Origin of the sequence: Paraburkholderia solitsugae (assembly GCF_013177695.1) — a bacterium.
Classification (GTDB): domain Bacteria; phylum Pseudomonadota; class Gammaproteobacteria; order Burkholderiales; family Burkholderiaceae; genus Paraburkholderia; species Paraburkholderia solitsugae.
Map to the genome: position 1 here is coordinate 26162 of NZ_WOEY01000015.1, position 25657 is coordinate 51818.

General features: G+C 53.9%; 19 protein-coding genes. 18 read left to right on the plus strand and 1 reads right to left on the minus strand.

The window, feature by feature from the left end:
* Positions 1-367: 367 nt before the first annotated feature.
* From GNZ12_RS03195 to GNZ12_RS03280, 18 genes are all read left to right on the plus strand, one after another.
* A complete protein-coding gene (locus GNZ12_RS03195; protein ID WP_172308964.1) occupies positions 368-1813 on the plus strand; it encodes an IS1182 family transposase in 1446 nt (481 codons plus the stop codon).
* A 689-nt stretch (positions 1814-2502) separates the two neighbouring features.
* The gene (locus GNZ12_RS03200; protein WP_235993570.1) at positions 2503-2826 is read left to right on the plus strand and encodes a hypothetical protein; all 324 of its coding nucleotides are present in this window, start codon (positions 2503-2505) and stop codon (positions 2824-2826) included.
* Positions 2827-3778: 952 nt separating this feature from the next.
* The gene (locus GNZ12_RS03205; RefSeq protein ID WP_172308965.1) at positions 3779-5305 is read left to right on the plus strand and encodes a mannose-1-phosphate guanylyltransferase/mannose-6-phosphate isomerase; all 1527 of its coding nucleotides are present in this window, start codon (positions 3779-3781) and stop codon (positions 5303-5305) included.
* 45 nt (positions 5306-5350) lie between these two features.
* On the plus strand, positions 5351-6730 hold the full coding sequence (locus GNZ12_RS03210; RefSeq protein ID WP_172308966.1) for an undecaprenyl-phosphate glucose phosphotransferase: 1380 nt from the start codon (positions 5351-5353) through the stop codon (positions 6728-6730).
* Between the two features lie 231 nt (positions 6731-6961).
* Positions 6962-7948, plus strand: a complete 987-nt coding sequence (locus tag GNZ12_RS03215) for a polysaccharide biosynthesis/export family protein (protein WP_456238556.1) — start codon at positions 6962-6964, stop codon at positions 7946-7948.
* Positions 7945-8385, plus strand: coding sequence for a low molecular weight protein-tyrosine-phosphatase (locus GNZ12_RS03220; protein ID WP_172308968.1), 441 nt, complete (start codon positions 7945-7947; stop codon positions 8383-8385). Before GNZ12_RS03215 ends, GNZ12_RS03220 begins: the two co-directional genes overlap by 4 nt.
* A gap of 3 nt (positions 8386-8388) precedes the next feature.
* Positions 8389-10602: a polysaccharide biosynthesis tyrosine autokinase gene (locus tag GNZ12_RS03225; RefSeq protein ID WP_172308969.1), complete on the plus strand. Its 2214-nt coding sequence runs from the start codon at positions 8389-8391 to the stop codon at positions 10600-10602.
* 65 nt (positions 10603-10667) lie between these two features.
* Positions 10668-11786 (plus strand): GDP-mannose 4,6-dehydratase, encoded by a 1119-nt coding sequence (gene gmd, locus GNZ12_RS03230; protein WP_172308970.1) that lies wholly within the window; start codon positions 10668-10670, stop codon positions 11784-11786.
* Between the two features lie 2 nt (positions 11787-11788).
* On the plus strand, positions 11789-12763 hold the full coding sequence (locus tag GNZ12_RS03235; RefSeq protein WP_172308971.1) for a GDP-L-fucose synthase family protein: 975 nt from the start codon (positions 11789-11791) through the stop codon (positions 12761-12763).
* Between the two features lie 55 nt (positions 12764-12818).
* Positions 12819-13760 (plus strand): sugar transferase, encoded by a 942-nt coding sequence (locus GNZ12_RS03240; RefSeq protein WP_172308972.1) that lies wholly within the window; start codon positions 12819-12821, stop codon positions 13758-13760.
* Positions 13757-14497: a CatB-related O-acetyltransferase gene (locus GNZ12_RS03245; protein WP_172308973.1), complete on the plus strand. Its 741-nt coding sequence runs from the start codon at positions 13757-13759 to the stop codon at positions 14495-14497. The genes GNZ12_RS03240 and GNZ12_RS03245 overlap by 4 nt, the downstream gene beginning before the upstream one ends.
* Before the next feature lie 105 nt (positions 14498-14602).
* Positions 14603-15997 (plus strand): hypothetical protein, encoded by a 1395-nt coding sequence (locus GNZ12_RS03250; RefSeq protein WP_172308974.1) that lies wholly within the window; start codon positions 14603-14605, stop codon positions 15995-15997.
* Positions 15976-16812, plus strand: coding sequence for a glycosyltransferase family 2 protein (locus GNZ12_RS03255; protein ID WP_172308975.1), 837 nt, complete (start codon positions 15976-15978; stop codon positions 16810-16812). The genes GNZ12_RS03250 and GNZ12_RS03255 overlap by 22 nt, the downstream gene beginning before the upstream one ends.
* Positions 16809-17951, plus strand: coding sequence for a glycosyltransferase (locus tag GNZ12_RS03260; RefSeq protein WP_172308976.1), 1143 nt, complete (start codon positions 16809-16811; stop codon positions 17949-17951). The genes GNZ12_RS03255 and GNZ12_RS03260 overlap by 4 nt, the downstream gene beginning before the upstream one ends.
* Positions 17952-18071: 120 nt before the next feature.
* Positions 18072-18623 carry a putative colanic acid biosynthesis acetyltransferase gene (locus GNZ12_RS03265; protein ID WP_172308977.1) on the plus strand — a complete coding sequence of 184 codons (552 nt, stop codon included), beginning with the start codon at positions 18072-18074 and terminating at the stop codon, positions 18621-18623.
* Positions 18620-19963, plus strand: coding sequence for a glycosyltransferase WbuB (locus tag GNZ12_RS03270; protein ID WP_172308978.1), 1344 nt, complete (start codon positions 18620-18622; stop codon positions 19961-19963). Before GNZ12_RS03265 ends, GNZ12_RS03270 begins: the two co-directional genes overlap by 4 nt.
* Before the next feature lie 322 nt (positions 19964-20285).
* On the plus strand, positions 20286-21746 hold the full coding sequence (locus GNZ12_RS03275; RefSeq protein ID WP_172308979.1) for a lipopolysaccharide biosynthesis protein: 1461 nt from the start codon (positions 20286-20288) through the stop codon (positions 21744-21746).
* A 649-nt stretch (positions 21747-22395) separates the two neighbouring features.
* Positions 22396-24024, plus strand: coding sequence for a GH39 family glycosyl hydrolase (locus tag GNZ12_RS03280; RefSeq protein ID WP_172308980.1), 1629 nt, complete (start codon positions 22396-22398; stop codon positions 24022-24024).
* 693 nt (positions 24025-24717) lie between these two features.
* Here GNZ12_RS03280 and GNZ12_RS03285 read toward each other — a convergent pair.
* Positions 24718-25653 (minus strand): glycosyltransferase, encoded by a 936-nt coding sequence (locus tag GNZ12_RS03285; RefSeq protein ID WP_172308981.1) that lies wholly within the window; start codon positions 25651-25653, stop codon positions 24718-24720.
* Between the last annotated feature and the right edge of the window lie 4 nt (positions 25654-25657).

Below are 25657 nucleotides of genomic sequence, written 5' to 3' on the forward strand. Positions count from 1 at the left end.
CGCCTTTGTCGATCACGCTCATCTCGACTATCAGTCTCGGGTCGTCGTGGAGGTGCACTACGCTTGCACGGTCCATATCATGTCGGGATCGAGCTCTTCGAACCGCCGTGCGAAGCGCGACAGGCAATAACCTACGCTGCGCTGTTCCAGCCGAAGCAAGCCACTACAGACTGTGCCGATGGCGGAGCGCTGGATCTTCTGATCGGATGCATCTTGAGAGGCTGCTGGTTGTTCTGTCGGATCTTGCGCATCTGAGGTAGCCGGGATTTTGACGAATTAATACCGGACTTCCGCGTTTGTTGGCCGAGCCTGTGTGAAAACGCACTCATCGCCTAAACTGAATCAACTCATTGAGACCGGGTGACTCATGAAGCGATTCGTTGAAGGCGATGACCGCAAGCAGGTCGCACTACTTCCCGAATGCGTTGATGACTACATCGGCCAGGACAACCCGGTCAGAATCGTCGACGTGTTCGTGGACGAACTGGACCTTACGACGCTCGGCTTCAACGGCACCACACCCGCAATCACGGGCCGCCCGTCCTACCACCCTGGCGTGATGCTCAAGATCTATATCTACGGGTATCTGAACCGGGTACCCTCGAGCCGACGTCTTGAGCGCGAATGCCTGCGCAATGTCGAGCTGATGTGGCTGACAGGACGTCTGGCACCAGACTTCAAGACCATCGCCGACTTTCGCCGTGACAATGGCCTGGCCGTTCGCAACGTATGCCGTCGCTTCGTCGAACTGTGTCGAGGACTGAAGCTGCTATCGAGCGACATGGTCGCCATCGACGGCAGCAAGTTCAAGGCTGTGAACAGCCGCGACAGAAACTTCACTGCGGGCAAAATCGACAAACGCCAGCAGCAGATCGAGGAAAGCGTCCAGCGATACCTTGACATGATTGAAACTGCAGACCGGACCAGTCCGACAGGTTTCGATGTGAAGACCGTGCGCCTGTACGAGAAGATCACGCTCCTGCGCCAGCGGATGCGTGAGCTCGAGCAGATCAAACAGCAGTTGAAGAATGAACCGGACGGACAGCTGTCGCTTACCGACCCGGATTCCCGCTCCATGACCAGCGGTGGCAAGAGAACCGGAACGGTCGGCTACAACGTCCAGACAGCAGTGGATACGAAGCATCACCTTATTGTCGAACACGAGGTGACGAATATCGGAGGCGATCACGGTCAACTCAGCAAGATGGCTCTGTCGGCAAAGAACGCGATGGGCAAGCCAAAGCTGAAAGTGCTGGCCGACCGGGGCTACTTCAGCGGTCCGGACATCCGCGCGTGCGAACTGGCAGGGATCACGGCGTATGTCCCGAAACCGCTCACCTCAGCGTCAAGGAAGAAAGGGCTCTTCACCAAACGCGACTTCATCTACGTTGCAAGAAGTGATGAGTATCGATGCCCTGCCGGTGAGCGCGCAATTCTTCGATTCAAGACCGTCGAGAAAGACATGAATCTGCGCGTGTACTGGCCCAGCGCATGCCCGCATTGCCATCTCAAGGAGCGATGTTCGCCCAGCGACTATCGTCGCATCCGACGATGGGAGCACGAACATGTACTGGAAGTTATGCAGCGTCGACTCGACCGGAAGCCTGATGCAATGACCATCCGAAGAAGCACTGTCGAACACGTCTTCGGCACGCTAAAGCATTGGATGGGGGCCACCCACTTCCTGACCCGGACGCTGGGACGGGTGAGCACCGAAATGAGCCTTCAGGTGCTGGCCTACAACCTCAAGCGCGTCCTGAATATACTGGGGGTTGCCGGAATGATGAAGGCGATGAAGATGGCTACAAGCTGAGGCCCTGAGGGGCTTCTTGCGACCGCGATGTTCGATCAGCGCAAGCTCGACGCATCTAACTTGATCGATCCGACCGGCAACCTCGCCCTCAGCGGCAAAAATGGAGTTTCCACACGCCCTCGGCCAGTAGTTATCAGTTCGATTTGGCGTTTGAGTACAAAATTATGTCGGAACGGCGTCGCGGTCTCCGACGAGAATACACTTCTCTCAAGCCTCCGGCGGTGATCCTCGGAATAGCCGGAAGCTTTTTTAAACCGACACCATGTGTCGGTTTTTTTTTGAATTGAAAAATTACGCGCGGTCGAAAATCGGGGTATCCATTGGTGGTCAACGTGGCATTGTGATGGTGTTCATTAGAGACCGATCTAGTTGAAATCATGTATACGAAGCCGACGGTGTTCGCGAACTGCCAGATTAGTGGCACCGATTGGCTGGTCGTACTGTACACGTCGGCATGAAAAACGCTGGGCGGGGTGCCGAATGCCGCCGCATTTCGGACGGGTTCACGTAAAAAAACTCCAACTGTACTGCTGTGCAGCAAGCGGCGATCTATAGTCGATCACGCCAGACGTGCTGCCCCGACCAATGCTTGGATCGCCGACGTGCATCAATCCGGAGCGGGGCATGCCAGCAGGTCGCATACGCCAGCCGGCGAGTCGAAAGACGACGGATAAAGCCAAACGTTTGTCATGAAAAATGCTGCGTTGCACGGTAGGCTCAAGACGTTCAAATTGTTAAATCAAGCGGCGAAATATATGGTGATCGCTCTTTCGATTCTTTCGAAATTTTGTTTCGGCTGGACGCTTGTCTATCTGATATTCAGCTTGCTTTCCGCTTTGAAGGTCGGCAGGCGGCACTTCCAACCACTCATCTTTCTTGAGCTTCAGCCGCGTCGCGCACGCGGCCCTTGGGAAACTGCAAGGGCTAAGTTAATGATGCGGGTGGGGCTATGCACGATCTTCATAGTGCCCGTCGGCATCGCGTCTTTTATCGCGTCTGTGTCTATTTCGTAAATCTCTCGCATCAACTCCTAACGAGCACTGCTAACAACGTCAATGAAAGATTCCATGGCATTGCGTTAGCCGGACGTCCTGTCACAGGTCATAAAAGCGACCACTTGAAGTTACAGGCAGGCAGCCGAAATTCTCAGTGACGCTTCCGGAGTAGCAATTGCTTCGGTCGTGGTGGCACACCTCAGATGCAGCCTTCGGTGTTGGATTAAATCAAGTATGTTGTGGCGGCAATAGACCGAAAAATTGGGTGGAGTCAGCCAAATCCATGGCGCAATTTGCCACGGAGTGAAGTCAGGCAGGCGTCACACAGTCAGATTTTCTGGATAAAAAATGCCCCGTCGCGGTCGCGGCGGTTCGCCCTAGATCGCGACGTTAATGGGTTGTTATATGTGTGCGAGGCACAACCCGCGAGACACGCGAATAGCCTCTTCCGACGCGTCAGAAGCGAATGGGCTAAAACGCCAACATGTTGGCGTTTTCCGTCAGTCACATTCCGTCTGAAGGCAGCCTATGTATGATGCACTGCAACTGAGGCCGAGGCGGTTCTTTTAAAGATGAGAAGTGGCGGTAGTGTTTGAGATTTGAGCTATCGCAGATCATTTATTACGGTACTCGGAAAAAGCGAGCAGCGTTTATTGTGGAGAAGTGACGCACATCAGCGGATTTTTGACAAGGCGCGATCTCTATGGTCGGTGCGAGAAGTACGAATCTCATGTCAAGTTAAAACTCCACGCCACTGCCGCGTGTGGCAGCAACTGGCTCCAGTCGTTAGCCGCGCCACTCAATTCACTTCGCATCTGTTTAAGGCAGACGTTGTAACGTCGGTGGACATGATTTTGGCGAACTGTGTACGGACCGTGATCGAGGGAGACACATCAGGCCGAAGACAGCGTGCGGGGGAATTAAAAGTGCAGAATTTCTGATCCTTTTTGGATTTCGAATAGGACTACATATGGGCTACACGTCGGTGAGTGAGGCGGAATTTAGTGATAGCGATATCAAGATAGTTCCGACGGAAGAGCGTACCTCTGCAGCGGCTGTGCGACTCGTACCTGTTGTACTTGCAGGAGGAGCGGGTTCGCGACTGTGGCCCATGTCACGGGAACAATATCCCAAACAATTGATTGATGTTCTGGGACCGGATTCGCTTCTACAAGCTACCGTGCAACGGATGAAGGGGTTCCATGCCGATGGAGGTACGGTGAGCACGCCGATCATCGTATGCGGCGACGACCACCGCTTCATTACGTCGGAGCAACTTCGCGCAAGAGGAATCGATGCACGCATCGTGGTTGAACCAGCGCGACGCGACACGGCACCGGCGCTGACGCTCGCCGCTGCGGCGGCGTGTTCGGATGGAGACGACGCGATCATTGTCGCAATGCCGGCGGATCACGCGATCGAGAACCTCATTGCTTTCCAGTCGGCGATTGCGTTGGCGGCGCAGCATGCGCAGCGCGGCGCGATTGTGACACTGGGCGTGCCGCCGACGCGTCCTGATACCGGCTTTGGTTACATCAAGCTTGGTTCTGACCTTAACGGTGGCGCGCGTCGTATTGAGCGATTCGTCGAAAAACCCGCAGCCGAACTGGCCGCGCAGTATCTCGCATCGGAGCAGTACTGGTGGAACAGTGGGATATTCGCCGTGCGAGCGAGCGTATGGCTCGCGACGCTCAAGCTCATGCAGCCGGCGATGCATGACGCGTGTTTGTTAGCCCACGCGCAAGGCACTTGCGACGGGTCGTATTTCCGCCCAGGCGCAGCCGCTTTCAAGTCTTCCCCGTCGGACTCGATCGATTACGCGGTGATGGAACGTCTCGGATCGGACGAACGTTACCCGGAAGGCGTGGTGGTGCCGCTTGACGCAGGGTGGTCGGATCTTGGGTCGTGGGACGCGGTATGGGAAGCATTTGACAAGGACGCGGACGGCAACGCTGCGCGCGGACGGGTCGTGTTCGAAGGAGCGACGTCCAGCTTCGCGCATTCGCAAGGGCGTCTCATTGCCTGCGTCGGCGTGACCAACGTGGTCGTGGTGGAGACCGACGACGCGGTGTTGGTCGCCGACCGCTCGCGCGTGCAGGACGTAAAGAGTGTGGTCAGCCGGATGAGAGCGCTGCAGGCGCCAGAGGCCGACGCGCATCGAAAGGTACGGCGCCCATGGGGATACTACGACTCAATCGACCGCGGTGAGCGCTTTCAGGTGAAGCGGATAGTCGTGAACCCGGGCGGCCGCCTGTCATTGCAATTGCATCATCATCGCGCCGAACACTGGATCGTGGTAAGCGGCACAGCGCTCATCACGCGCGGTAATGAGGAATTCATGCTCAGTGAAAATCAGTCGACGTTTATTCCGCTGGGCGTGACGCATCGTCTGGAGAACCCAGGCAAGTTGCCACTCGAACTCATAGAAGTGCAGTCCGGTTCGTATCTCGGCGAAGACGACATCGTTCGTTTTGATGACACATACGGGCGCGCGTGACGCGTCGGCATGTTACGCAGTCCAACTTCAGGGGGGAATCGCGAGATGCTCGGGATACAGGCGTTATTGGCGCGGCTTGTCGATGTGGTCCTAATCGTGGCGGGGGCCTTGGTGGCGTCACATATTCGTTTTGAGGATCTCGCGCAGAGTCGGGGAGACGGGGCGTTCATTACGTTTTCCGTCGCATTCGCGCTGGTGTCGTTTCCGGTATTCGGCCTGTACGAGTCGTGGCGTGGCCGTTCGCTGTTGCGGTTGAGCGGGCAGGTTTCGATAGCGTGGCTGGTGGTGCAGGCGTGCGGTCTGGTACTGATGTTCTCGCTGCATCGCACGGATTTCATCTCGCGCCTGTGGTTCGCCTATTGGACCGCGATTACGGGCGGTGCATTGATCGTATCGCGACTGATGTTACATGTCGTGCTGCGCAGCGTGCGTTATGCCGGCCTGAATTTGCGCAACGTGGCAGTGCTCGGGGTCGGGGCTCATTGCCAGGAAGTGGTGTGCAAGCTCGAGGCGTCGCCTTCCAGCGGTTTTCGTGCGTCCGCGGTGTTTGATGCAGCGCCGGGAGGAAGTGTCGCCTTGAAGGGCGTGCCGGTGTTCGACGACTTTCACAACTTTGCCGTACACGTTCGGAGCGCCGGCGTACAGGAAATCTGGCTGGCTTTGCCCTTGGCGGAAGCGTCGACCATGCTGCGCTTCGTCAGTGAATTCCGTGACGACCTCGTGAACATCCGCTTCATTCCTGACGTGCGCAGCATGGCGTTATTCGAAGGCGGCGTGATCGACCTGATCGGAGCGCCAGCGATTAGCCTTGTCGCATCGCCTTTGCCAGCACGCGCAATCGTGCAGAAGGAAATATTCGATCGCGTATTTGCGGCTCTTGCGTTACTCGCGTTGATACCGTTGTTGATGATCATTGCGGTTGCAGTGAAGTGTTCATCGTGCGGACCGGTGTTTTTCACGCAGCATCGCAAAGGGGCAGATGGCCGTGTGTTCAAAATCTACAAGTTCCGGACGATGCGTCTACACGCCGAAAAGATAGGCGTGGTCACGCAGGCTACGAAGGGTGACCCGCGCATCACTCGCGTGGGTGCGCTGCTGCGGCGGACGAGCCTTGACGAGCTACCGCAGTTTTTCAACGTACTGCGCGGCGAGATGTCGGTGGTCGGACCTCGCCCGCACGCGATCGAGCACGATGAGCTCTATCAGAAAGTCATCAACGGCTACATCCATCGCTACCGGATCAAACCGGGCATTACAGGTTGGGCACAGGTGAACGGATTCCGCGGTGAAACGGACCGGGTCGAGAAGATGCAGAAGCGAGTGGAGCATGACCTTTACTACCTACGTAACTGGTCATTCGCGTTGGACATGCGGATTGTCGTGGCGACCGTGGCAAAGGGGTTGATTGGCGGCAATGCGTATTGACGTCTGCGCAAAGACGTACACGAACAGTTAGTTGAGGAAGACTAGATGCGATTTTTGTGGAAATGGTTTGGAGACGGAATGAGGCCCCTTTGTCATCGGTGTATTCACCTGCTGGCGAGCGCGACCGTAAGCGCGGTCCTGTCAGCATGCGCCGTTGCGCCTGGTATGCGGATGAATACTCCTGCGGCACTACCTGTCACGAACGGTAGTGAACAGGTACCACCAGTTGAGATGCAGATTCCAATTTCTGATATCAACATTGCTTTGATTCAGAAAATGCGCGAGGCAGAGACGCAGGCAAGCACGGATCAGATTCATCAGTTGTTCGGTAAATCGGGCCCTTACACGCTCGGCGTGGGCGACGTTCTACAGATAACAGTGTGGGATCACCCAGAGCTAACGGCAGCACAGGGAGCGCAGACCCAAACGAATGGCCACCCGTATGACCCTGCCGCGGGGTTCGTAATCGACAATAGCGGCAATGTGCAGATTCCGTATGCGGGCATCGTCCATGTCGTCGGGCTGCGCATCGATCAGGCACAACAGTTGGTGTATGCCTCGTTGGTCAAAGCGTTCGTCAAGCCTCAGGTGACAGTTCGAGTCGCATCGTTTCGCGCCAAGCAGGTTTACGTTGACGGCGAGGTGCACGTGCCCGGAGGTGTGCCGATTAACGACACGCCAATGACGCTGTATGAAGCGATCGGTCGTGCCGGTGGCCTCAACCCAACGGCAGATCAAAGCAGGATGATCCTCGTGCGCGATGGGGTTTCATATCGGTTGAACCTGTCACGCATACTCGAGCGCGATCAGAACCCGTCGGACATTCTGTTAAAGGATGGCGACCTGCTGAGAGTCCCTTCGCGCGATGACAATGGCGTCTTTGTCATGGGTGAGGTCAATAAGCCGGTGACAGCAATTCCGATGAAGAGCGGCAAGCTCACGCTGAGCGACGCACTTTCCCAAGCCGGTAGTCTGAATACTGCCAGTGCCGATGCTGCGCAACTGTACGTAATACGTGGCTCGCTCGGAACAGCGCCGCAAGTTTTCCATCTCGATGCACATTCGCCGGTTTCGATGGTGCTGGCCAATCAGTTCGAGTTGCAGCCCAAAGATGTGGTGTACGTGGACGGCAACGGTCTGGTACGCATCAGCCGGGTACTGAGCCTGTTGTTGCCGGCCATCAATGCCGGGCTTACCGGGGCGATTGTGGCGAAATGATCGACAGCATTCTCGTAGTGTGTGAAGGAAATGTTTGCCGCAGTCCGATGGCGCAGGGTCTGCTTGCGAAGCAGTTGCCCGAGGTGCGCGTGAAGTCTGCCGGATGGGCCGCGCTCGTCGGACGTGGTCCCGACCCGATGGCAATCGAACTGATGGCCGAGCGGGGTATCGATATCGGAGGACACGTCGCTGTAGACCTGAACTTGCAGCAGATGCGTTCCGCGCAGTTGGTGTTGGCAATGACGCAGGAACAACGAAGAAGAATCGAAACCAGCTACCCGTTTGCGAAAGGAAAGGTATATCGCATTGGCGAGTACGAGAGGACTGACATTGCAGACCCGTACCGCAAAGGGCGCGCAGCATTCGAGATGGCTTTGGCGCAAATTGAGCTGGGGTTGGTAGGCTGGCTCGATGCAATGATTCGATTAACTAACTAATCCATGGCCTCATTAAATCAGAACCGATTCATCGATTCGACAAATGGCGAAGAAATTCATCTTGCCGACTATCTGGCGGTCATTGTCGAGAGCTGGAAGCTGATCGTCACGATCGCCTTAACCGTGCTGTTGCTGGGCACTCTCTACGCATTTCTCGCGAAGCCGGTCTATCGCGCAGATGCGATGATCCAAGTTGAAGATAGTGCCAATTCGACCAATGACGCGCTAGGTCAATTGTCATCCTTTTTTGACACGAAGCAGACCGCTGACGCCGAAATCGAGCTGATCCGCTCGCGCCTTGTGGTTGGCGAGACAGTACGTACACTGCACCTCGATATCAGTGCGCATCCACGATATTTCCCGTTAATCGGCAATATGTTGGCGCGGCGTGCGACGAAAGATGAATTGGCTTCGCCACTGTTTGGTATGGAGAAGTTCGCATGGGGTGGAGAAAAAATCGACGTTCCACATTTCGATGTCCCGAAGGAAAGATACGACGCGAAGTACACACTGGTAGCGCGTGGCGGCGACAGATTCGATCTGATAGATCCCGATGGTAATGCTGTTCTTCAGGGGCAGGTTGGCCGCCGAGCCGAGGGAACGGAATCAAGAGGGCCGGTAGAGGTACAGGTGGCGCGGCTTGTGGCTCGTCCCGGCACTCAGTTCATTCTGACGCGCGCATCAACGCTCGTCACCGTCGATACGTTGCAAGACTCGCTCAAAATCGCTGAAAAGACCAAGCAGTCCGGCGTGATCGGCGTCACGCTCGATGGCGAAGACAGCAACCGCACTGCGACGATCATCAATACGATTGCGACAGCATACGTCCAGCAGAACATCGACAGAAAGTCCGCCGAGGCGGAGCATACACTCACCTTCCTCGACCAGCAATTGCCGCAACTGCGCAAGGAGCTCGACCAAGCCGAGAGTCGCTATAACGAATTCCGTAACAGGAAAGGCATGGTCGATCTGGCGCAAGAGAGCACTCTGCTGCTGCAACAGATCGTCGATGGCAAGACCAAGCTTATCGATCTGGAGCAGCAACGCGTCGAGGTGGTGCAACGTTTTGCTCCGTCGCACCCAGCCGTTGTTGCGTTGACCGCTCAAATTGCATCTCTGGAAGCGCAGCAGGATCGGTTGAACCAGCAGGTCAAGACCTTGCCGGATACCGAGCAGTCCGCTTTGAGGCTGTTGCGTGATGTCCGCGTCGATACAGAGTTGTATACGAACTTGCTGGACAGCGCGCAGCAGTTGCGCATCGTTAAGGCGGGTCAGGTTGGTAATGTCCGCGTCGTCGACTACGCCGTCGCGGAGGACTCGCCGGTCAAGCCCAAGCGGCCGCTCGTGATCGCGCTGGCGACGGTGTTGGGATTAGTCATTGGAACGATAGCGGCATTCGTCAGGAGTACGCTATTTGGTGGTGTTGAACACAGCGAGGAAATCGAACAGGCGCTTGGTCTGCCAGTTTACGCGTCGGTTCCGCACAGCGAGGCACAGGTACGGTTACAGCAGAGCATGCGGCAAGGTCGCAGCGGCAATCATGTGCTGGCGTCGGTTGAGGCGCATGACGTGGCGATCGAAGGGATTCGCAGTCTGCGTACGGCGCTGCAGTTCGGCTTGCTCGACGTTACCAACAATGTGCTCGTCATTACCGGTCCGCGTCCTGAGGTGGGCAAGTCGTTTATGTCGGTGAATCTTTCTGCGGTACTCGCGAGCGGTGGCAAGCGTGTGCTGTTGATCGATGGCGATATGCGACGCGGCGACGTTCACAACTATTTCGGCGTATCGAGACAACCCGGGCTGTCGGATGTCATCGCGGGGGCAGACATCGAAGGCGCGGTCTTGCGCGAAGTGTTGCCAGGCTTGGATGTGCTGCCGAAAGGCTCATTGCCGCCGAATCCAGCTGAACTCCTGATGAGCGATTGCTTCAAGACAATGCTGGACTATTTCTCCGAGCGTTATGACTTCGTCCTCATTGACACTCCGCCGACATTGGCCGTAACCGACGCGGCACTGATCGGGAGGCACGCAGGCGCTACCTTGCTTGTTGTTCGTCACGGCCGGCACCCCATGGCTGAAATTCTTGAGTCCGGCAACCGTCTACGCAACGGCGGAGTAGCGGTCAAGGGTGTGCTATTCACCGATGTGCCACAGCGGCGCCTTGGCTACGGAAGTTACTACTCAGGCTACTACGGGTACGAAAGCACTCCCGAGTAATCGAGACAACATCAGGAACGGCGCGAAAAATAAAGCGGCGGACCGATTATGAGGAGCATCAAACCATGAACCACAAAGTTGCCTTGATTACTGGCGTAACAGGTCAGGACGGGTCGTACCTTGCTGAGTTGCTGTTGAACAAAGGTTACGAAGTCCACGGAATCAAACGACGCGCATCGCTGTTCAATACCCATAGAATTGATCATCTTTACCAAGAGCCGAATGCCTCGGACCGTCGCTTCGTGCTGCACCATGGGGATCTGACCGATTCGACGAGCCTTGTGCGTATTATCCAGCGCGTCCAACCTGACGAGATCTACAATCTCGCGGCGCAAAGCCACGTCGCCGTATCTTTCGAGGAGCCGGAGTATACGGCGAATGCGGACGGCATCGGTGCGCTGCGTATCCTCGAAGCGATTCGGATTCTCGGCCTCGAGAAGAAGACGCGCTTCTACCAGGCGTCGACGTCCGAGCTCTATGGGCTAGTGCAGGAGATCCCACAAAAGGAATCGACGCCTTTCTACCCGCGAAGTCCGTATGCGGTAGCCAAGTTATACGCGTACTGGATCACAGTCAACTACCGGGAAGCGTATGGCATCTACGCATGCAACGGCATCCTGTTTAATCATGAGTCGCCGGTGCGTGGCGAGACCTTCGTGACGCGCAAGATCACGCGGGCGATCGCACGTATTGCAACGGGCCTGCAGGAGTGTCTGTACTTAGGCAACCTGTCGGCGCTTCGGGATTGGGGGCACGCGCGCGATTACGTCGAAATGCAATGGCTGATGCTGCAGCAGGAACAGCCTGAGGACTACGTGATTGCTACCGGCGTGCAGTATAGCGTGCGTCAATTCGTTCAGTACGCGGCCGCCGAACTGGGCATCACCGTGCGGTTCGAGGGATCTGGCGTTGACGAAGTTGGCATTGTCGATAAGGTCCACGGCAACGAAGCGAAGCTGGCTCCGGGCAGCGTAATTGTGCGCATCGATCCGCGTTACTTCCGTCCGACCGAAGTTGAAACTCTGCTTGGCGACCCGACCAAGGCGCATGAGAGGCTCGGTTGGAAACCGGTCACGTCGTTTGAGTCGTTGGTCAAGGAAATGGTGCGAGCCGACTATCAGGTGGCCAAGCGCGATGCGTTGGTGGCGCTCGCGGGCTTCAAGACCTTTGAGTACAACGAGTGACCATGACGAGCTCTAGCGCAAAGGTCTTTGTGGCCGGTCATCGTGGAATGGTTGGACGGGCAATTGTCCTACGCCTAAATGAACTGGGGTTCCGGAATGTGATCACGCGTACACGCAGCGAACTTGATCTAACCGATCAACGTGCGGTCGCGGCGTTTTTCCAAGCAGAGGCGATTGACCAGGTTTACCTGGCTGCGGCGAAAGTTGGAGGGATTCATGCAAACAATACGTATCCGGCTGATTTCATTTACGAAAACCTAATGATCGAGGCTAATGTGATTCATCAGGCCTATATCGCCGGCGTGCGCAGACTCTTATTCCTCGGCTCATCATGCATTTATCCCAAGTTCGCGACGCAGCCGATCCCGGAGGATGCACTGCTGACAGGCAAGCTGGAGGCGACGAATGAACCGTATGCGATTTCAAAGATTGCCGGCATTAAACTTTGTGAAAGCTATAACCGGCAATACGGTGCCGACTACCGCAGCGTGATGCCTACCAATCTCTATGGCCCCGGTGACAACTATCACCCGCAGAACAGTCATGTTGTGCCGGCACTGATTCGCCGCATGCACGAAGCGAAGCTGGCTGGTGTCGAAGAAGTGACTGTCTGGGGGACCGGGAAGCCGTGTCGAGAACTGCTGTATGTCGAAGATCTGGCTGACGCCGCGGTACGCATCATGCATTTTGCACGCAACGTCTGGGAGCGAGGCGGTGGCGAGATGAGCTCTCACGTCAACATCGGTACTGGAGTTGATCTTCCGATCAGTGAACTCGCGCAGCTAATCGCCAAAGTTGTGGGCTATCGAGGTGTGATCGCTTTTGATCCAACAAAGCCGGACGGTACACCGCGCAAGGTACTCGACGTGAGCCGGTTGCACGCGCTCGATATTCGTCCTGAGACGAGTCTCGAAGACGGACTGCGCCTTGCATATGCGGATTTCTATGAACGCGAGATGGCGGGTGAAGTGGCATGACTCGCCTAGGCGTTGTGAGTGGCTGAGATTGATTCTTGACAGGCGAACGACCCTTATGCATGCCCCCATCGCTCTTTTTGTGTTTAACAGGCTTGATCATGCCGACCAAACCGTTACTGCGCTTGCCGCCAACGATTTAGCGAGTGAGTCTGACCTGTTCATCTTCAGCGATGGACCGCGTACCTCATCCGAGGCTCAGAAAGTTGCCGAAGTGCGCGCTCACGCACGAGACATAACGGGATTCCGGTCGGTTACTGTCTACGAACAGCAGTCCAATATTGGTCTTGCCGCATCCATCATCCGGGGGGTGACGGAGTTGTGCGACCGATTTGGGAAAGTCATAGTGGTTGAGGATGACATAGTGACGTCGCCGCATTTTCTGAAGTTCATGAACGATGCGTTAAATATCTACGAGAACGATCCAAAGGTGATGCACGTCTCTGGATGTACCTATCCGGTGGACCCAGAGGCATTGGGTTCGGACGATACCTTTTTCCTCAGAGTCCCGCTTTGCTGGGGTTGGGCGACATGGAAAGGAGCTTGGAAAGAGTACGCAAGGGACTTTTCGCTTGCTGACCAATTTACGCGGTCGATGCGCCGTTCTTTTGACTTCGACGGTACGCATCCGTACTGGTCCCAAATGACGTTGAATAGACGCGGCAGGTTGACTACCTGGTTTGTGTTCTGGTATGCGACGCTCTATGTGCAAGGGGGATTAGCACTCTTTCCGCGGACCTCGCTTGCCAACAATATTGGTCATGACGGTAGCGGATCGAACTGTGAGGAATCGGGGCAGTTTGCGACCCGGCTCGCCGAGGCGCCGATTGTGATACACAGGCTCGCCACTACTGAGTCACCGCATGCCTACACGGCACACAAGAAATATTTCCGAAAAATCAACGGCTCCTTGTCACGGCGAGTGGCGCGCAAAGGAATCCGAAGGGCTATGGCGATCGTCTCGGCTTCGACCATAGTCTTCCGAATGGTGAAGATATGATTGAGCGGATATTGTGGTGTACATGGAAACGATTTGTTCTCCAGCGGGATTTGGCAGGATTCCGTGCGTCCTATCGTAGTTTCGCATCCAAGGGAGTTCGCTTCTCCGAAGGTAATCGGTTGCACGGGACAGCCAGCGTCGTGGACGCAACGTTGGGCCGTTATACATACATTGCCAGTGGCGCGGTTGTACATCGCGCTGAAGTTGGTGCATTTTGTAGCATCGGGCCGGACGCGCAAGTTGGTGGACTTGGCCGCCATCCCACACGTTGGCTATCAACTCACCCCATCTTTTTCTCGACAAGAGGGCAGGTTGCAACATCGTTTGTCGACACTGACTGTTTCGATGAATTCGACCTAACGCGAGTCGGCAATGACGTGTGGATTGGGGCTCGCGCGCTCGTCCTCGACGGCGTGACGGTTGGTGATGGCGCGATTGTGGCGGCAGGTGCCGTTGTCACCCGTAATGTCGAACCGTATAGCGTGGTGGCGGGCGTTCCCGCTCACCCTATCAAGGCGCGATACACGTCGGAGCGTGTCGAAATCCTGAGGCGTCTGCGATGGTGGGAGTGGGACATGTCTCAACTTAACGCCGCAGCCCCGCTGTTTCGCGAGGAGGGAGATGTTCAGGTCGAGAAGCTCATGTTGTTGGCGCGGGAAATTGAAAGCGGTGGCTTGCGCTCTTTCGCAAACGGTCAGGGAGGTTTGGTGAGTGCATTACAGAGGGAGGTGCATTGAAACGTCTAAGCGATTGGCCGTGTATGCGGTTGCGTTACCACACTGGTGGGTGACCGTGAAAATGAAGGTTACATTGCTACCTCCGTTCGGATGATCGGTACTTCTATGAAATCATTGCTTCTTCTGCTCGTGGCTGCGATACCGTACTACACGGTGGGTTACTTTTGGGATGGATCGTACATAAACCTCACTCAGATTTTGATGTTGTTGGTGGCCGGTATCGGTTGCATCAAAACATTATCTACCGGGCTTGCTCCGTCGGTGTTTGCACGACCTGCGCGCCTGATGTTATGGGGATTCCTTCTATCAGTGATGATAGGCTTGGTCGTTAGTCCGTATGAAGGGAAGGTAATAAGTAAAGGAATGGTTCAGCTAGGCGGAATACTTTCAGCCATAACGCTCAGCGCGATCGTTTCGTCCGAAATCGCTCGTAGCCCAGATTTCATCCTGAATATGGCAAACGTTGCGGCCAAATCATTTGGGTTATTTGCCGTAATTGCAATTATTCAGTTTGTCGTGTGGAACGCCACTGGTCAGGTCGAAATGCTGTCATTTGATTTCCTGAATAAAATATCGGGAGGAAACATCTGGCGCGGTGGAGGGAGTATCGGGCCGTTTATTCGGGCGAACTCATGGGCCTCCGAGCCGGCACACTTTACTCGATACCTGGGATTCGTCCTAAGCTTTGCTTTGGTGAGGCTCGGTCTTATGGGGGCGGTGGCCAAAAGGAGGCTGATTCGCATTATCCCTCTTTGGACTGCTTTGGCAGTTGTCATCGGATTCTTTGTGGCATTTTCGATCCTTGGATTAATGCAGTTTGCGCTAACGGTCGGCCTTCTTCTTGCGTTTGGTAGAAAAATTAAACCGGCGACGATATTTGCTGGTGCAGCGGTTTTCGTTGTCATGGCGGCGTTTATGTGGGTGTTCTCAATGGCAGCAGGTTCGGAATTTCAATCAAAATTGACAACTCTCTCATTGCTATGGGACTCAAGCAGTAGCAATTCTGCAAAGCATGTCGATACCGCCGACATAAGTGCGCTGGCAGTCAGTTCGAATTGGGAGGTCGCAATGCGAAACATGGAGCAAGATCCATTGCTTGGTGGAGGAATCGGATCTCATGGTCTGGCATATGATCAGTATGCGCCTAGTATTGTGTTTCTTAATCCGACCTTGTATCGATTGAATGCAGATGACGCAGCTGGTCTCGGCGCGCGTTTGTTTTCAGAGACCGGCCTGCTCGGACTGTTGAGTTTCACTGGAATTTTCTTGTGTACGGCAATCGCATCTCGCGCGGTTGCTTTGCGTTCGGGTCATTCGTGGCCGCCAGACACGATAACCTTGACACGGCTGTGTTTTGTCGTTTCCCTGATTTCGGTGTTTGTCATGTATTTACTCAGGGCCGGGCAATATTTTGATCCGCTGCTCTACGTACTGCTTGGGGTGGTGGCCTCTGTGCGTCGGACGAGTGCGAAGCGTGCATGGCAATTGCGATACGCCTGAGCGAAATTCTCTATCAGATGGAAAGGATGATCATGCGGGATCCGAAAAATCTTCAGCCATTGGTTAGCGTCGTGATGGCAACTTTTAATTGCGTTGAGACAGTTCGCCGTGCCGTTGAGAGTGTAGCTCGACAGACATACCCGCGTACGGAGCTAGTGGTGATTGACGGAAATTCGTCCGACGGAACGTTGGCGGAGCTGCAAAGCCTTGCGGCGTGTATCGACAAATTTGTCAGCGAGCCGGACAAGGGTATATACGACGCGTGGAATAAGGGTGTCAAGCTGGCATCTGGTGACTGGATATGCTTTATTGGTGCAGATGATGTGTTGAATGACGATGCGATAGGGGAATATATAAATTTCATTCGGGATAGTGGTGAAGAGTTTATTTATGTGTCTTCGCAAGTCAAGCTGGTAAATGATGCGGCAGTCGCGCGTATCGTCGGTGGCGCTTGGCATTGGAGCTTGTTTCGGAAATTCATGAACGTCGCACACGTCGGATCCTTTCATCATAGAAAATTGTTTCACGAATACGGTCTGTTCGACGATCGTTTCAAGATCTGTGGGGATTATGAGATTCTGCTGCGTCCGCGATCCCAACTGGCGGCCGGATATTTTCAAAAGATTACGGTGGTTATGGCGGCCGGCGGTGTAAGCCAATCCAACTCTGATCTTTTTAGCGAGACGTATCGGGCTAAGATATCTTCTGGTGGTAGGAATAAGTTACTTGCGACGTGGGAGCGATGCGTTGCTCAATTAAAATGGTATATGCGTGTGCACGTGACCAAACTTTTTGGCTTGCGAGGCGCACGGTGAAAATTCTTCATGTTATCCCCTCGGCGGATCCCGTCAGCGGTGGGCCTATCGAGTTTGTCACGCGTCTCGCTGCTCAACTCGTAACTGAAGGGCACTGCATTCATCTGGTATCGCTGGACGAGCCGGTGGCGAATGGGGAGATAGGTCAGTTCGCGAGCGTTACCCGGTTGGGGCGTGGTGTATTCGGCTATCGACTCAACTTGAGACTTATACGCTGGCTACGTGCGCATGCGGGAGAATTTGACGCCATTGTGGTGGATGGCTTGTGGCAATTCCACGGTGCAGCTGCTCTCGTCGCGTTGGGTTTTCGAGGCATTCGGTATCACGTTTTCTCGCACGGCATGCTTGATCCATGGTTTAAGCGGACCTATCCGTTGAAACATATGAAGAAGCTGATTTATTGGCTTGTGATAGAGCGGCAGCTACTGAAGAGAGCTGCTTCTGTGATCTTCACTTGCGAAACAGAGCGGCTAATGGCTCGAGGCTCGTTCCCATTTTATCGCGTTAAAGAAGCGATATCGGTACTGGGTACGGCACCTGCTTCAGGAGCTGTTCTTGAGGGTCGGTCTCGGGCGGATATTTCCAGCGAAAGAAAACGGATCCTATACCTTAGCCGCATTCATGAGGTGAAGGGTGTCGAACTTTTGATCGAAGCGTTCGCGTCGCTGAAGGAAGCGCTTGCGAACTATGATCTTGTCATTGCCGGCCCCGGTAAAGCTTCGCTTGTCGCGAGTTTAAAGGCGCTGGCTAGCACACTCGGAGTAGCTGACCGCGTTGCCTGGTGCGGTATGGTCCGGGGTGGGGAGAAGTGGGCGTTACTACGCTCGGCCGAGGTGTTTTGCTTACCGTCACATCAGGAAAGCTTTGGCATGGCGGTGATTGAGGCGTTGGCCTGCGGCGTGCCGGTGCTGATTACCAACAAGGTAAATATATGGCGGGAAATCACGGCTAGCAGCGCAGGCTTTGCGGATGAAGATACTGTGGACGGTATCAGGCGCATGATCGTGCAGTGGGTCACATTGTCTGAGACGGATCGCGAACAGATGCAAAGAGCGGCTCGACTTTGCTTTGATACGAAATTTCATATCGAAAAGGCGAGCGCCAGTTACCTGGCGGTGCTTAATCGGCAGGAGCCTTGATGTGACACCTTCAAGGACGTGGTGTACGACGATGGTTCATCGAGAAGTTCATACATTTTCATATTGGATTACTCATGTGTGAGATCTGTGATTTGACAGTCGATCATCGGTGACGCTTCCATGAGTCAACAGAATCTATCTGCATTTCGCTTACCGGCCGGCTTTCGTGGTCGCTCTGCATGGTTCGTACAACTATGGTGGCTTGTTCAGGCGACGTTGTTTCGCCATTCACCGCAATTCGCTTATGGATTTCGGGCGTGGCTGCTGAGACGTTTCGGTGCGCAGGTCGGGGTAAGTACTGTGATTCGCCCGACGGTTACGGTTACATATCCTTGGAAAGTGAAGATCGGCGACTTTGCGTGGATTGGCGATGACGTGGTGCTCTACAGCCTAGGGGAGATAGAGGTTGGAGCCGACTCCGTCGTGTCTCAACGTAGTTACCTTTGTGCAGGCGATCACGACTACCGTGACAGCACGTTCCCCATTCGCGGTCGGCGGATTGTCGTCGAAGCGCAGTCGTGGATTGCAGCCGATGTGTTTATCGCACCGGGCGTTGTTGTCGGTCACGGCGCCGTCATTGGAGCTCGAAGTTCCGTGTTTCATGACATGCCATCAGGAATGGTTTGCATGGGAAATCCATGTCGGCCGCTAAAACCGCGGAAAATTTCATGAAAATTCTGCTTTACGGTATTAACTACGCTCCCGAACTCACTGGAATTGGTAAGTACAGTAGCGAAATGGCCGAGTCGCTGCGCGCGTTGGGGCACGACGTGCGCGTCGTCTGCGCGCCACCTTACTATCCGGAGTGGCGCGTCGCAAAGAGTTACTCAGCGTGGCGATACACGGGCGAGTGGCTCTCGGGAATACGTGTCTGGCGAGCGCCTCTTTGGATTCCAGCTCGCCCGCGTGGAGCCGTTCGTCTGTTGCATCTTGTCAGCTTTGCAGTGGCGAGCGCACCTATCATGCTGATGCAAGCTCTGTGGCGGCCAGATGTCGTGCTCACGATCGCTCCAAGCTTGCTGAATGCGCCGGTGGCATGGCTGCTTGCACGGCTCACATTCTGCAAAGCGTTGCTTCATGTTCAGGACTTCGAGGTTGACGCGGCATTCCAACTTGGCCTCTTAAAGGGCAAGCGCTTGAAGCGTGCCGCTCTCTCGATCGAACGCTTTATGATGAGACGCTTCGATCTGGTGTCGACGATCTCTGGCAGGATGGTGGAGCATGCGTCGAGCAAAGGTCTCGATCGTGCAAAGGTTTTTTGCTTTCCGAACTGGGTAGATACGAAAGCGGTGTCGCCGATCGATCGGCCGAGTGAATTTCGCGCGCTATGGAACATTTCTCAGTCGGCCACCGTCGTGCTGTACTCCGGAAACATGGGTGCCAAGCAAGGAATCGAGGTATTGGCAGAAGCAGCGTCCGCGCTGTCCGGCCGGCAGGATATTGTGTTTGTCTTTTGCGGCGACGGTCCGTCGAGAGCGCCACTTGAGATGCGCTGTGCGGGGCTGCCTAATGTCAAATTCGTCCCTCTACAACCAGTTGATAGACTGAACGAACTGCTTAATCTCGCCGATATTCACGTCTTACCTCAGAGAGCAGATGCCGCCGATTTGGTGATGCCGTCGAAGCTAACCGGAATGTTGGCCAGTGGCCGAGCGACTATCGCGATGGCCAATGAGGGGACCGAATTGTTTGAAGTTGTGTCTCCGCGAGGCGTTGTGGTCCCGCCTGAGGATATGGAACCATTGGTGCAGGCGATCAAGACGCTAGCGGATGATCCACGCAGACGCGCACACCTTGGTGCAACCGCTCGTGAGTACGCAGAAGCGAAATTGTCGCGGCAGATGGTACTCGGCGAGTTTGAAGAGAACCTGAGGCGTCTATGTGAGGGCGATAAAAGCTGTGAGACCAATGAGCCACAAGATTTATCCACTATAGTCTCACCGAGCAAGGGGCATGATAGTCAGCGGTTTAACGCGGACAAGCAGAAGACTGATTGTCACAACACCGCGTAGGCGGGGTGAACCTTGCTAATACCGTTGTTGCGTAAATTTGGCGAACGGGTTTGAGTTCTCGTTGCCGACATACATGCAACTTCACACTGTACTCCTAGTGAAAGTTGCATAAAAGATCGGCAAACAGTACTCGTTTAGACGGTGTGAACGGAAAACTCGATGCATCGCGCGGAAGGGGGCGACATTAGCCGCGCGTCATCGTGAGTGTGTTCGCAGTCTATCGAGGCGTGGCAATGCAAGGAAGCGGTAGTCTAAGCGCAGAATCGCACCGCGTATCCGTGGACCCAATTTGCACGGTGATCTTTAACTTGCGGATAACGAATTGTCAAACATTAACTACACTTTGCGTAAGAGCGTCTCCGTCAATTTCGTTGGACGATATACGAACATTGTTGTTCAGCTTCTGGTCACGGCGATTTTGGCGCGTATGCTGAACCCGAGCGATTTCGGTGTGATGGCCATTGTTGCTGTACTGATGACTTTTTTTTCATTTATGAGCGAGATGGGACTGGGGCCGGCTGTGGTCCAGTTTCAAGAACTAAGCCACGCGCAAGTGAGCGGACTGTTCTGGATTACCATCGTCATTGGTGCCGGGGCGGCCGGGATTTTTGCGGGGTGTGGGCCAGTGATTGGACGGGTGTATGGGAATCCTGAATATGTCCGTATCGCATCTGGCCTTGGAGTGGCAATCGCCCTGTCGTGTTGGACGATCGTCCCTCTTGCCTTATTGCGGCGCGCACAGCGTTTTAGAGTAATCACCGTAATTGAGGTCGGCGCCGCTGCCATCTCCGGATTGATGGCGGTTGCGGCGGCTTATAGGGGGGCTGGCGTGTTCGCGCTGGTTATAAAGAGTGGATCCTATGCACTGGTAATGTTCGCTTTATGTTGTATATGCTGTAGGCTGCGCATGCTGTCGCGGCCGTCAATAAGCGGGATGCGACATGTGTTCAAGTACTCGGCATATCAATTTATGTTCAATGTGGTGAATTACTTCACGCGCAATTTGGATAAGCTATTGATTGGCAAGGTGATGGGGCCAATTCCGCTAGGATTGTATGATATGTCATATCGGCTGATGCTAATGCCGGTTTCTAATCTGACAAATGTAATTACTCCCGCGCTGCAGCCGGTGTACTCCGCCCATCAGAAAGATATAGATTTGATTTTTAGATCCTATCAGAAGTTGGTTAGATTTTTGATTATTGCCGGGGGGTTTGTGGGTGTCGTGTGTCTGAGTTGCGGTAATCAGATAATCCTTGCGGTATATGGAGCAAAGTGGGTTGATGCTATTCCGATATTCTATGTCCTGAGTTTTTCTATCACGGTGCAAGTGGTATTGTCATCCACGGGTTCTGTATTTCAGGCAATTGGTCGAACGGACTTGCTTTTTATTGGTGGGGTTCTTTCTGCATTAACAAGCGTAAGCGCAATAATTGTTGGTACGTTATCGCACAATATTATTTTTCTATCTTGGTTGCTGGTTGTGAGCTTTAATCTTAATGGGGTGCAGGGGTTCTATATTTTGGTTAAAAATGGATTCGTTCGTTCGCTATCCGAATTTTTTGGCCCGTCGGCAAAATGTATTGTCGTAATTTTAATTTGTGATGTGATGTGCGTGGCCGAAAGAGCATTGAGCTCAATGAGCCACGAAGTGTCGCCGTTGATATTGACTGCCAGAATATCGGCTGTAGCCGCGGCGTATATGCTCCTTATGTTTGTGACAGGCGATGCAGCCTTTATACGGCGGGCGCTAGTGCGCCGAGAGGCTGTGTCGTCAGGCTGAATCGTGAACTGCACGATGGATTTTATCAATATGAGATTGACTGCCGTGAAATGATGTCCAGTTATGTCGGAATATATTTTAAGACGGCGCGTTAAAAAACTTGCAAGAGGCGAGTCTGCTATGTTGCAGTGTGACTCCAGTGTCGAGCTTGACCACACATCAAATATCCGATCCCTACTGGTTATCATCGTAGGGGATTTTGAGGGTAGCGTGTTGCGTGAGAAGTTAGCGAGAATTTTATAATTAGATTGCGAGGCTTGAAAAAAGTGGTTATTTATTAGTGTATTATCGTTATCGGAACAATTCCAGAAGTGAACTAGAAATAGATTGTGAATAATAGATGATTAGCACGGCGAAAAGGAATCGATTTCTGTCGGTCGACGGCCGCTACGCTTGTCGCTTCAAGAAACGAGGCGTGCTACAGGTGGATAATGTGGATTGTCTCGGCACCTGCGTTGTCGGTCGGAAAATCTGAGAAATTGCTCGATCTTTTACTTTCGTTGCGTGATACAGGTTAAGCAATACGGGAAGTAGTGGGCGCCAGCTTGCAGGACGCGGGGCAGATGAATAGATTTAACTGGATTTTCCTATGTCATTGAATCGACATCAATTATGTACAGTGTGAACTAACAAGCTTTAATTTGATAACATGCGTAAGCGGTTTCCTACGGCTTTTGCCATCACCTCGTCGATGCTCTTCATAGTCAGCCTTATCTATGTTTCGACTGATATGGCGGGGGAGTTAGGCGTAGAAAGGGGCGGTGGCGGCTCTGCAACGGTCGAGCATGAGCGCATTGTCAACGTTGACGCAGCGATGCGCTATAGCGTGTCGGGCGGCGATGACATTCGCCGTATGCGTCGGTATTTTCAGGGCGCATCCTGGGAAACGCCTATCTTGCCGGAGACATGGCAGCGACTGCAGCCGCTAGGCATCACCAGGGTTCGCCTGATAAATGTTGAGAGCCGGCGATCCTTAATTAAGCAGTCTGAAGCGGAGGCAACAGCATTCGATTTCTCAAAACTTCGCACTGCCTTGGACGATTGCAGAAAGTATCGTCTGCTCCCGCACGTTGTGGTTGGGCAACTGATGCCCGCTGGCTTGTCAAATGGTTCAGGTGATAGAGGAGCAGGGGGCGTATTTGAATCAAGAGCATACAAAGCGTATGCGTATGCGCTGCTCCGTTTCGTCGTGGTGGATCAAGGATTTTCTTCGGGTACGTTCGAAGTTGGCAATGAACCGGACACAACTGGAGCTGGATGGTTACTCCAGCAACAACAGCAGAATGGGTCGTTAGCGGCGTACAAAGCATATTTTCAGATCTACACGGCTTGGGCGCATGCTGCATCAAGACTGAGCCACGAGTATCCAGCAGCCACGTTTCGTCTTGGGGGGCCCGCAATTACCCCATATACGCTGGCCTATGGCCAGGTTGACTGGGCAAAGCAGTTTGCGAAGGATGTTGCGGGGAACAAGCTCAGGCTAGATTTTTTCTCATTTCATTCATATGGAGATCAAGAGGCGCTACCAGGTGCACAGGCGTTCGGACCTTACCCGCCTTTTGCTCAACGGGTAAAGTATTACCGTACGTTGCTGGCGAGTGTGGGACTGGCACATGTGCCGCTATATGTGACGGAGTGGGGAGCAAGCGCAGACGTTGGGGCAAGCGATGCGGAGCCGATAAACGGCAATGAGGTGGGCGCTGCATGGTCTGCTCGGTTTTTGCTTGCAATGGCCGAGCAGAGAATTGATGATGGGATGCTTCTTGTTCTTAGGGACGAATTTGCTGCTCGCGGGAGGGGCGAAAACTGGGCATGGCCGGCGTTCCTACTTTCCGACGGCCTGACACCCAAGCCACTTTATAACACTGCGCTCATGTTTTCGAAAATGGCCGCTCAGAGAGTTCGTGTATCCGGCGACGATCCAACGGCGCGCGTGATTGCGAGTGTCGACGGCTCGCGAGTCACGATGATTGTTGTGAAGTCGGACTGGGATTTTCAATCAAAGACAGACAAGGCGCAGCTGGAACGGCTTACCTTGATCGTCCATCATCTTCCATTTCCAGCGGGCAACGTACGCGTTTCGCGATATTTGATTGATAGCACGCACAGTAACCCATATACGCATCGACTAGCAAATCAACCACTCGACGACGCGCGAGCAGGTTTTACACAGGTCGACGTGTCAAACGTGCCGGTCGTGGCCGGTACGGTAATTCTGCCAGCAATATCGATCCCACGGTCCTCGGTTACATTCATTGAGATTCCGGACATCAAGTGACCTGGACATGGGCCATCCTGATGGGATGAGGTCGCGCTACCAGATTCTCGGTGCAAAGATCGTAAGCAATCGAGCAAACCCAGCGTTGCCGCATGCTTCATCCTGCGCTTTCTGATACGGGGCAAACATGCCAGTGGAGTATTGCCGACGTTGTCGACCGCTTGAGGGGTATTGTCAACTTTTTGATCGGCGTGCGGCCGAAGGCCAAGTACATAAGTATAACTAACCTAATTGTGCAAGATGGTCCGACATCTGGGCGCGCGTCGCGCTTTCCCAATCCTCGCGGGTCTGCGTGCGTAGCGCCCGCTTTTGCGTGTGCTGCCAATGCGGCTCCGGAATCGCATGTCGGCCGACGGTTTTCGTTGCCAAACAAGCGGTATTCCGCGGTAGTCTCGCCCCAACCGTGGCAGTCTGGGCACACTGGTCATTGGGTTGGCCGCCAATCGTTCCATTAAAGCATCGCTCGCTTGTTCAGGCGCGCATGGCCGAGCCCGAGCTGCTCGAATTCCGTCTGGGTCTAGGACGTCGATTCGCTGACCAATGGGTTCACCCAAGAAGCGAGAGCAAACACGATTCGCCGAACGTTTACAAACGCCCCTCCATCTCATTAGAAGTAAACATGTTCTTCGACACTTGATACTTGCCGATCAGAGATGTGTATAACGCGACGGATTTTACTGGCAAGGAGATATGCTAAGGCATCTCAATCTTCGGGCGGAAGAATAATCCGCTTATTAGCCCAGCCGCAATCGCTTTAGCTCGAGATTTCCTATTATCCTTGGAGAATAAAATGACACGAACTAGCTGAAATCCGCAATGAGAAAGATATTTAAGCAAAGCGCGCTTGGACTCATAGTGCATTCTTAGATAAATCGCATTTCTGTAAAGAAAGCGATACATTGATATGCGTGCCGGGCTTCCCTCGGAGAGGATGTTTAGTGCCGATTTGTCCACTCTTTTGTGAATGGCGAAACTATTCGCGACAAAAAAAGATCGGCGATCTCTGCTAATTCGGCGTGTGAACTCTGTGTCGTCTCCCCAAATAAACATCTGTCTTATGGGGAGTCCTACTTGGTAGACAACGTCGCTTGGAATGAAGCAGGAAACAAAAGTGGACGATCGTACCGGGACCAATAAATCCACGATCTTGGCGGGCCAGTCAGAATAGCCAGTACTATTCGTCGATAAGTCAATGTCGGGGACGTTCATGGAGAAACCGTCTGTTGACTGAACATTACTGCATAAGAACCCGTAATCTCCATCCAATTTTTGGTGTGCAGTGAGAAGCGCCTCCAAAGCTGCGGGGTCAGCGATCGCATCGTCATCCATGATCCAGAAGTATTTATATCCGCACTTCGCGGCATGTTTAATGCCAGTATAAAATCCTCCGGCTCCGCCTGTGTTTTCGGAGAGGTGAATAGCTTGAATCTTTGGGTCGGCGTCAAGATGGTCTTTGGTCCCATCGACGGACGCATTGTTCACAACGCAGATTGAGCCTACACTTACGGTCTGGGCATAAATGGAGTCAATCGCCAGCTTCAATAATTCGACTCTGTTAAAGGTCACCAGTACAGCGCATACCGTGGACCCTATTTTCCTCAGATCATCGGATGATGTTTCGTTTTTCATAAGA

Bases quoted from the DNA above. Each gene is read 5' to 3' on its own strand.
- GNZ12_RS03205 (WP_172308965.1), top strand. From the start codon at position 3,779: ATGGGCTACACGTCGGTGAGTGAGGCGGAATTTAGTGATAGCGATATC.
- GNZ12_RS03280 (WP_172308980.1), top strand. From the start codon at position 22,396: ATGCGTAAGCGGTTTCCTACGGCTTTTGCCATCACCTCGTCGATGCTC.
- GNZ12_RS03250 (WP_172308974.1), top strand. From the start codon at position 14,603: ATGAAATCATTGCTTCTTCTGCTCGTGGCTGCGATACCGTACTACACG.
- GNZ12_RS03255 (WP_172308975.1), top strand. From the start codon at position 15,976: ATGGCAATTGCGATACGCCTGAGCGAAATTCTCTATCAGATGGAAAGG.
- GNZ12_RS03200 (WP_235993570.1), top strand. From the start codon at position 2,503: ATGAAAAATGCTGCGTTGCACGGTAGGCTCAAGACGTTCAAATTGTTA.
- GNZ12_RS03195 (WP_172308964.1), top strand. From the start codon at position 368: ATGAAGCGATTCGTTGAAGGCGATGACCGCAAGCAGGTCGCACTACTT.
- GNZ12_RS03220 (WP_172308968.1), top strand. From the start codon at position 7,945: ATGATCGACAGCATTCTCGTAGTGTGTGAAGGAAATGTTTGCCGCAGT.
- GNZ12_RS03285 (WP_172308981.1), bottom strand. From the start codon at position 25,653: ATGAAAAACGAAACATCATCCGATGATCTGAGGAAAATAGGGTCCACG.
- gmd (WP_172308970.1), top strand. From the start codon at position 10,668: ATGAACCACAAAGTTGCCTTGATTACTGGCGTAACAGGTCAGGACGGG.
- GNZ12_RS03245 (WP_172308973.1), top strand. From the start codon at position 13,757: ATGATTGAGCGGATATTGTGGTGTACATGGAAACGATTTGTTCTCCAG.
- GNZ12_RS03265 (WP_172308977.1), top strand. From the start codon at position 18,072: ATGAGTCAACAGAATCTATCTGCATTTCGCTTACCGGCCGGCTTTCGT.
- GNZ12_RS03210 (WP_172308966.1), top strand. From the start codon at position 5,351: ATGCTCGGGATACAGGCGTTATTGGCGCGGCTTGTCGATGTGGTCCTA.
- GNZ12_RS03270 (WP_172308978.1), top strand. From the start codon at position 18,620: ATGAAAATTCTGCTTTACGGTATTAACTACGCTCCCGAACTCACTGGA.
- GNZ12_RS03225 (WP_172308969.1), top strand. From the start codon at position 8,389: ATGGCCTCATTAAATCAGAACCGATTCATCGATTCGACAAATGGCGAA.
- GNZ12_RS03240 (WP_172308972.1), top strand. From the start codon at position 12,819: ATGCATGCCCCCATCGCTCTTTTTGTGTTTAACAGGCTTGATCATGCC.
- GNZ12_RS03235 (WP_172308971.1), top strand. From the start codon at position 11,789: ATGACGAGCTCTAGCGCAAAGGTCTTTGTGGCCGGTCATCGTGGAATG.
- GNZ12_RS03215 (WP_456238556.1), top strand. From the start codon at position 6,962: ATGCAGATTCCAATTTCTGATATCAACATTGCTTTGATTCAGAAAATG.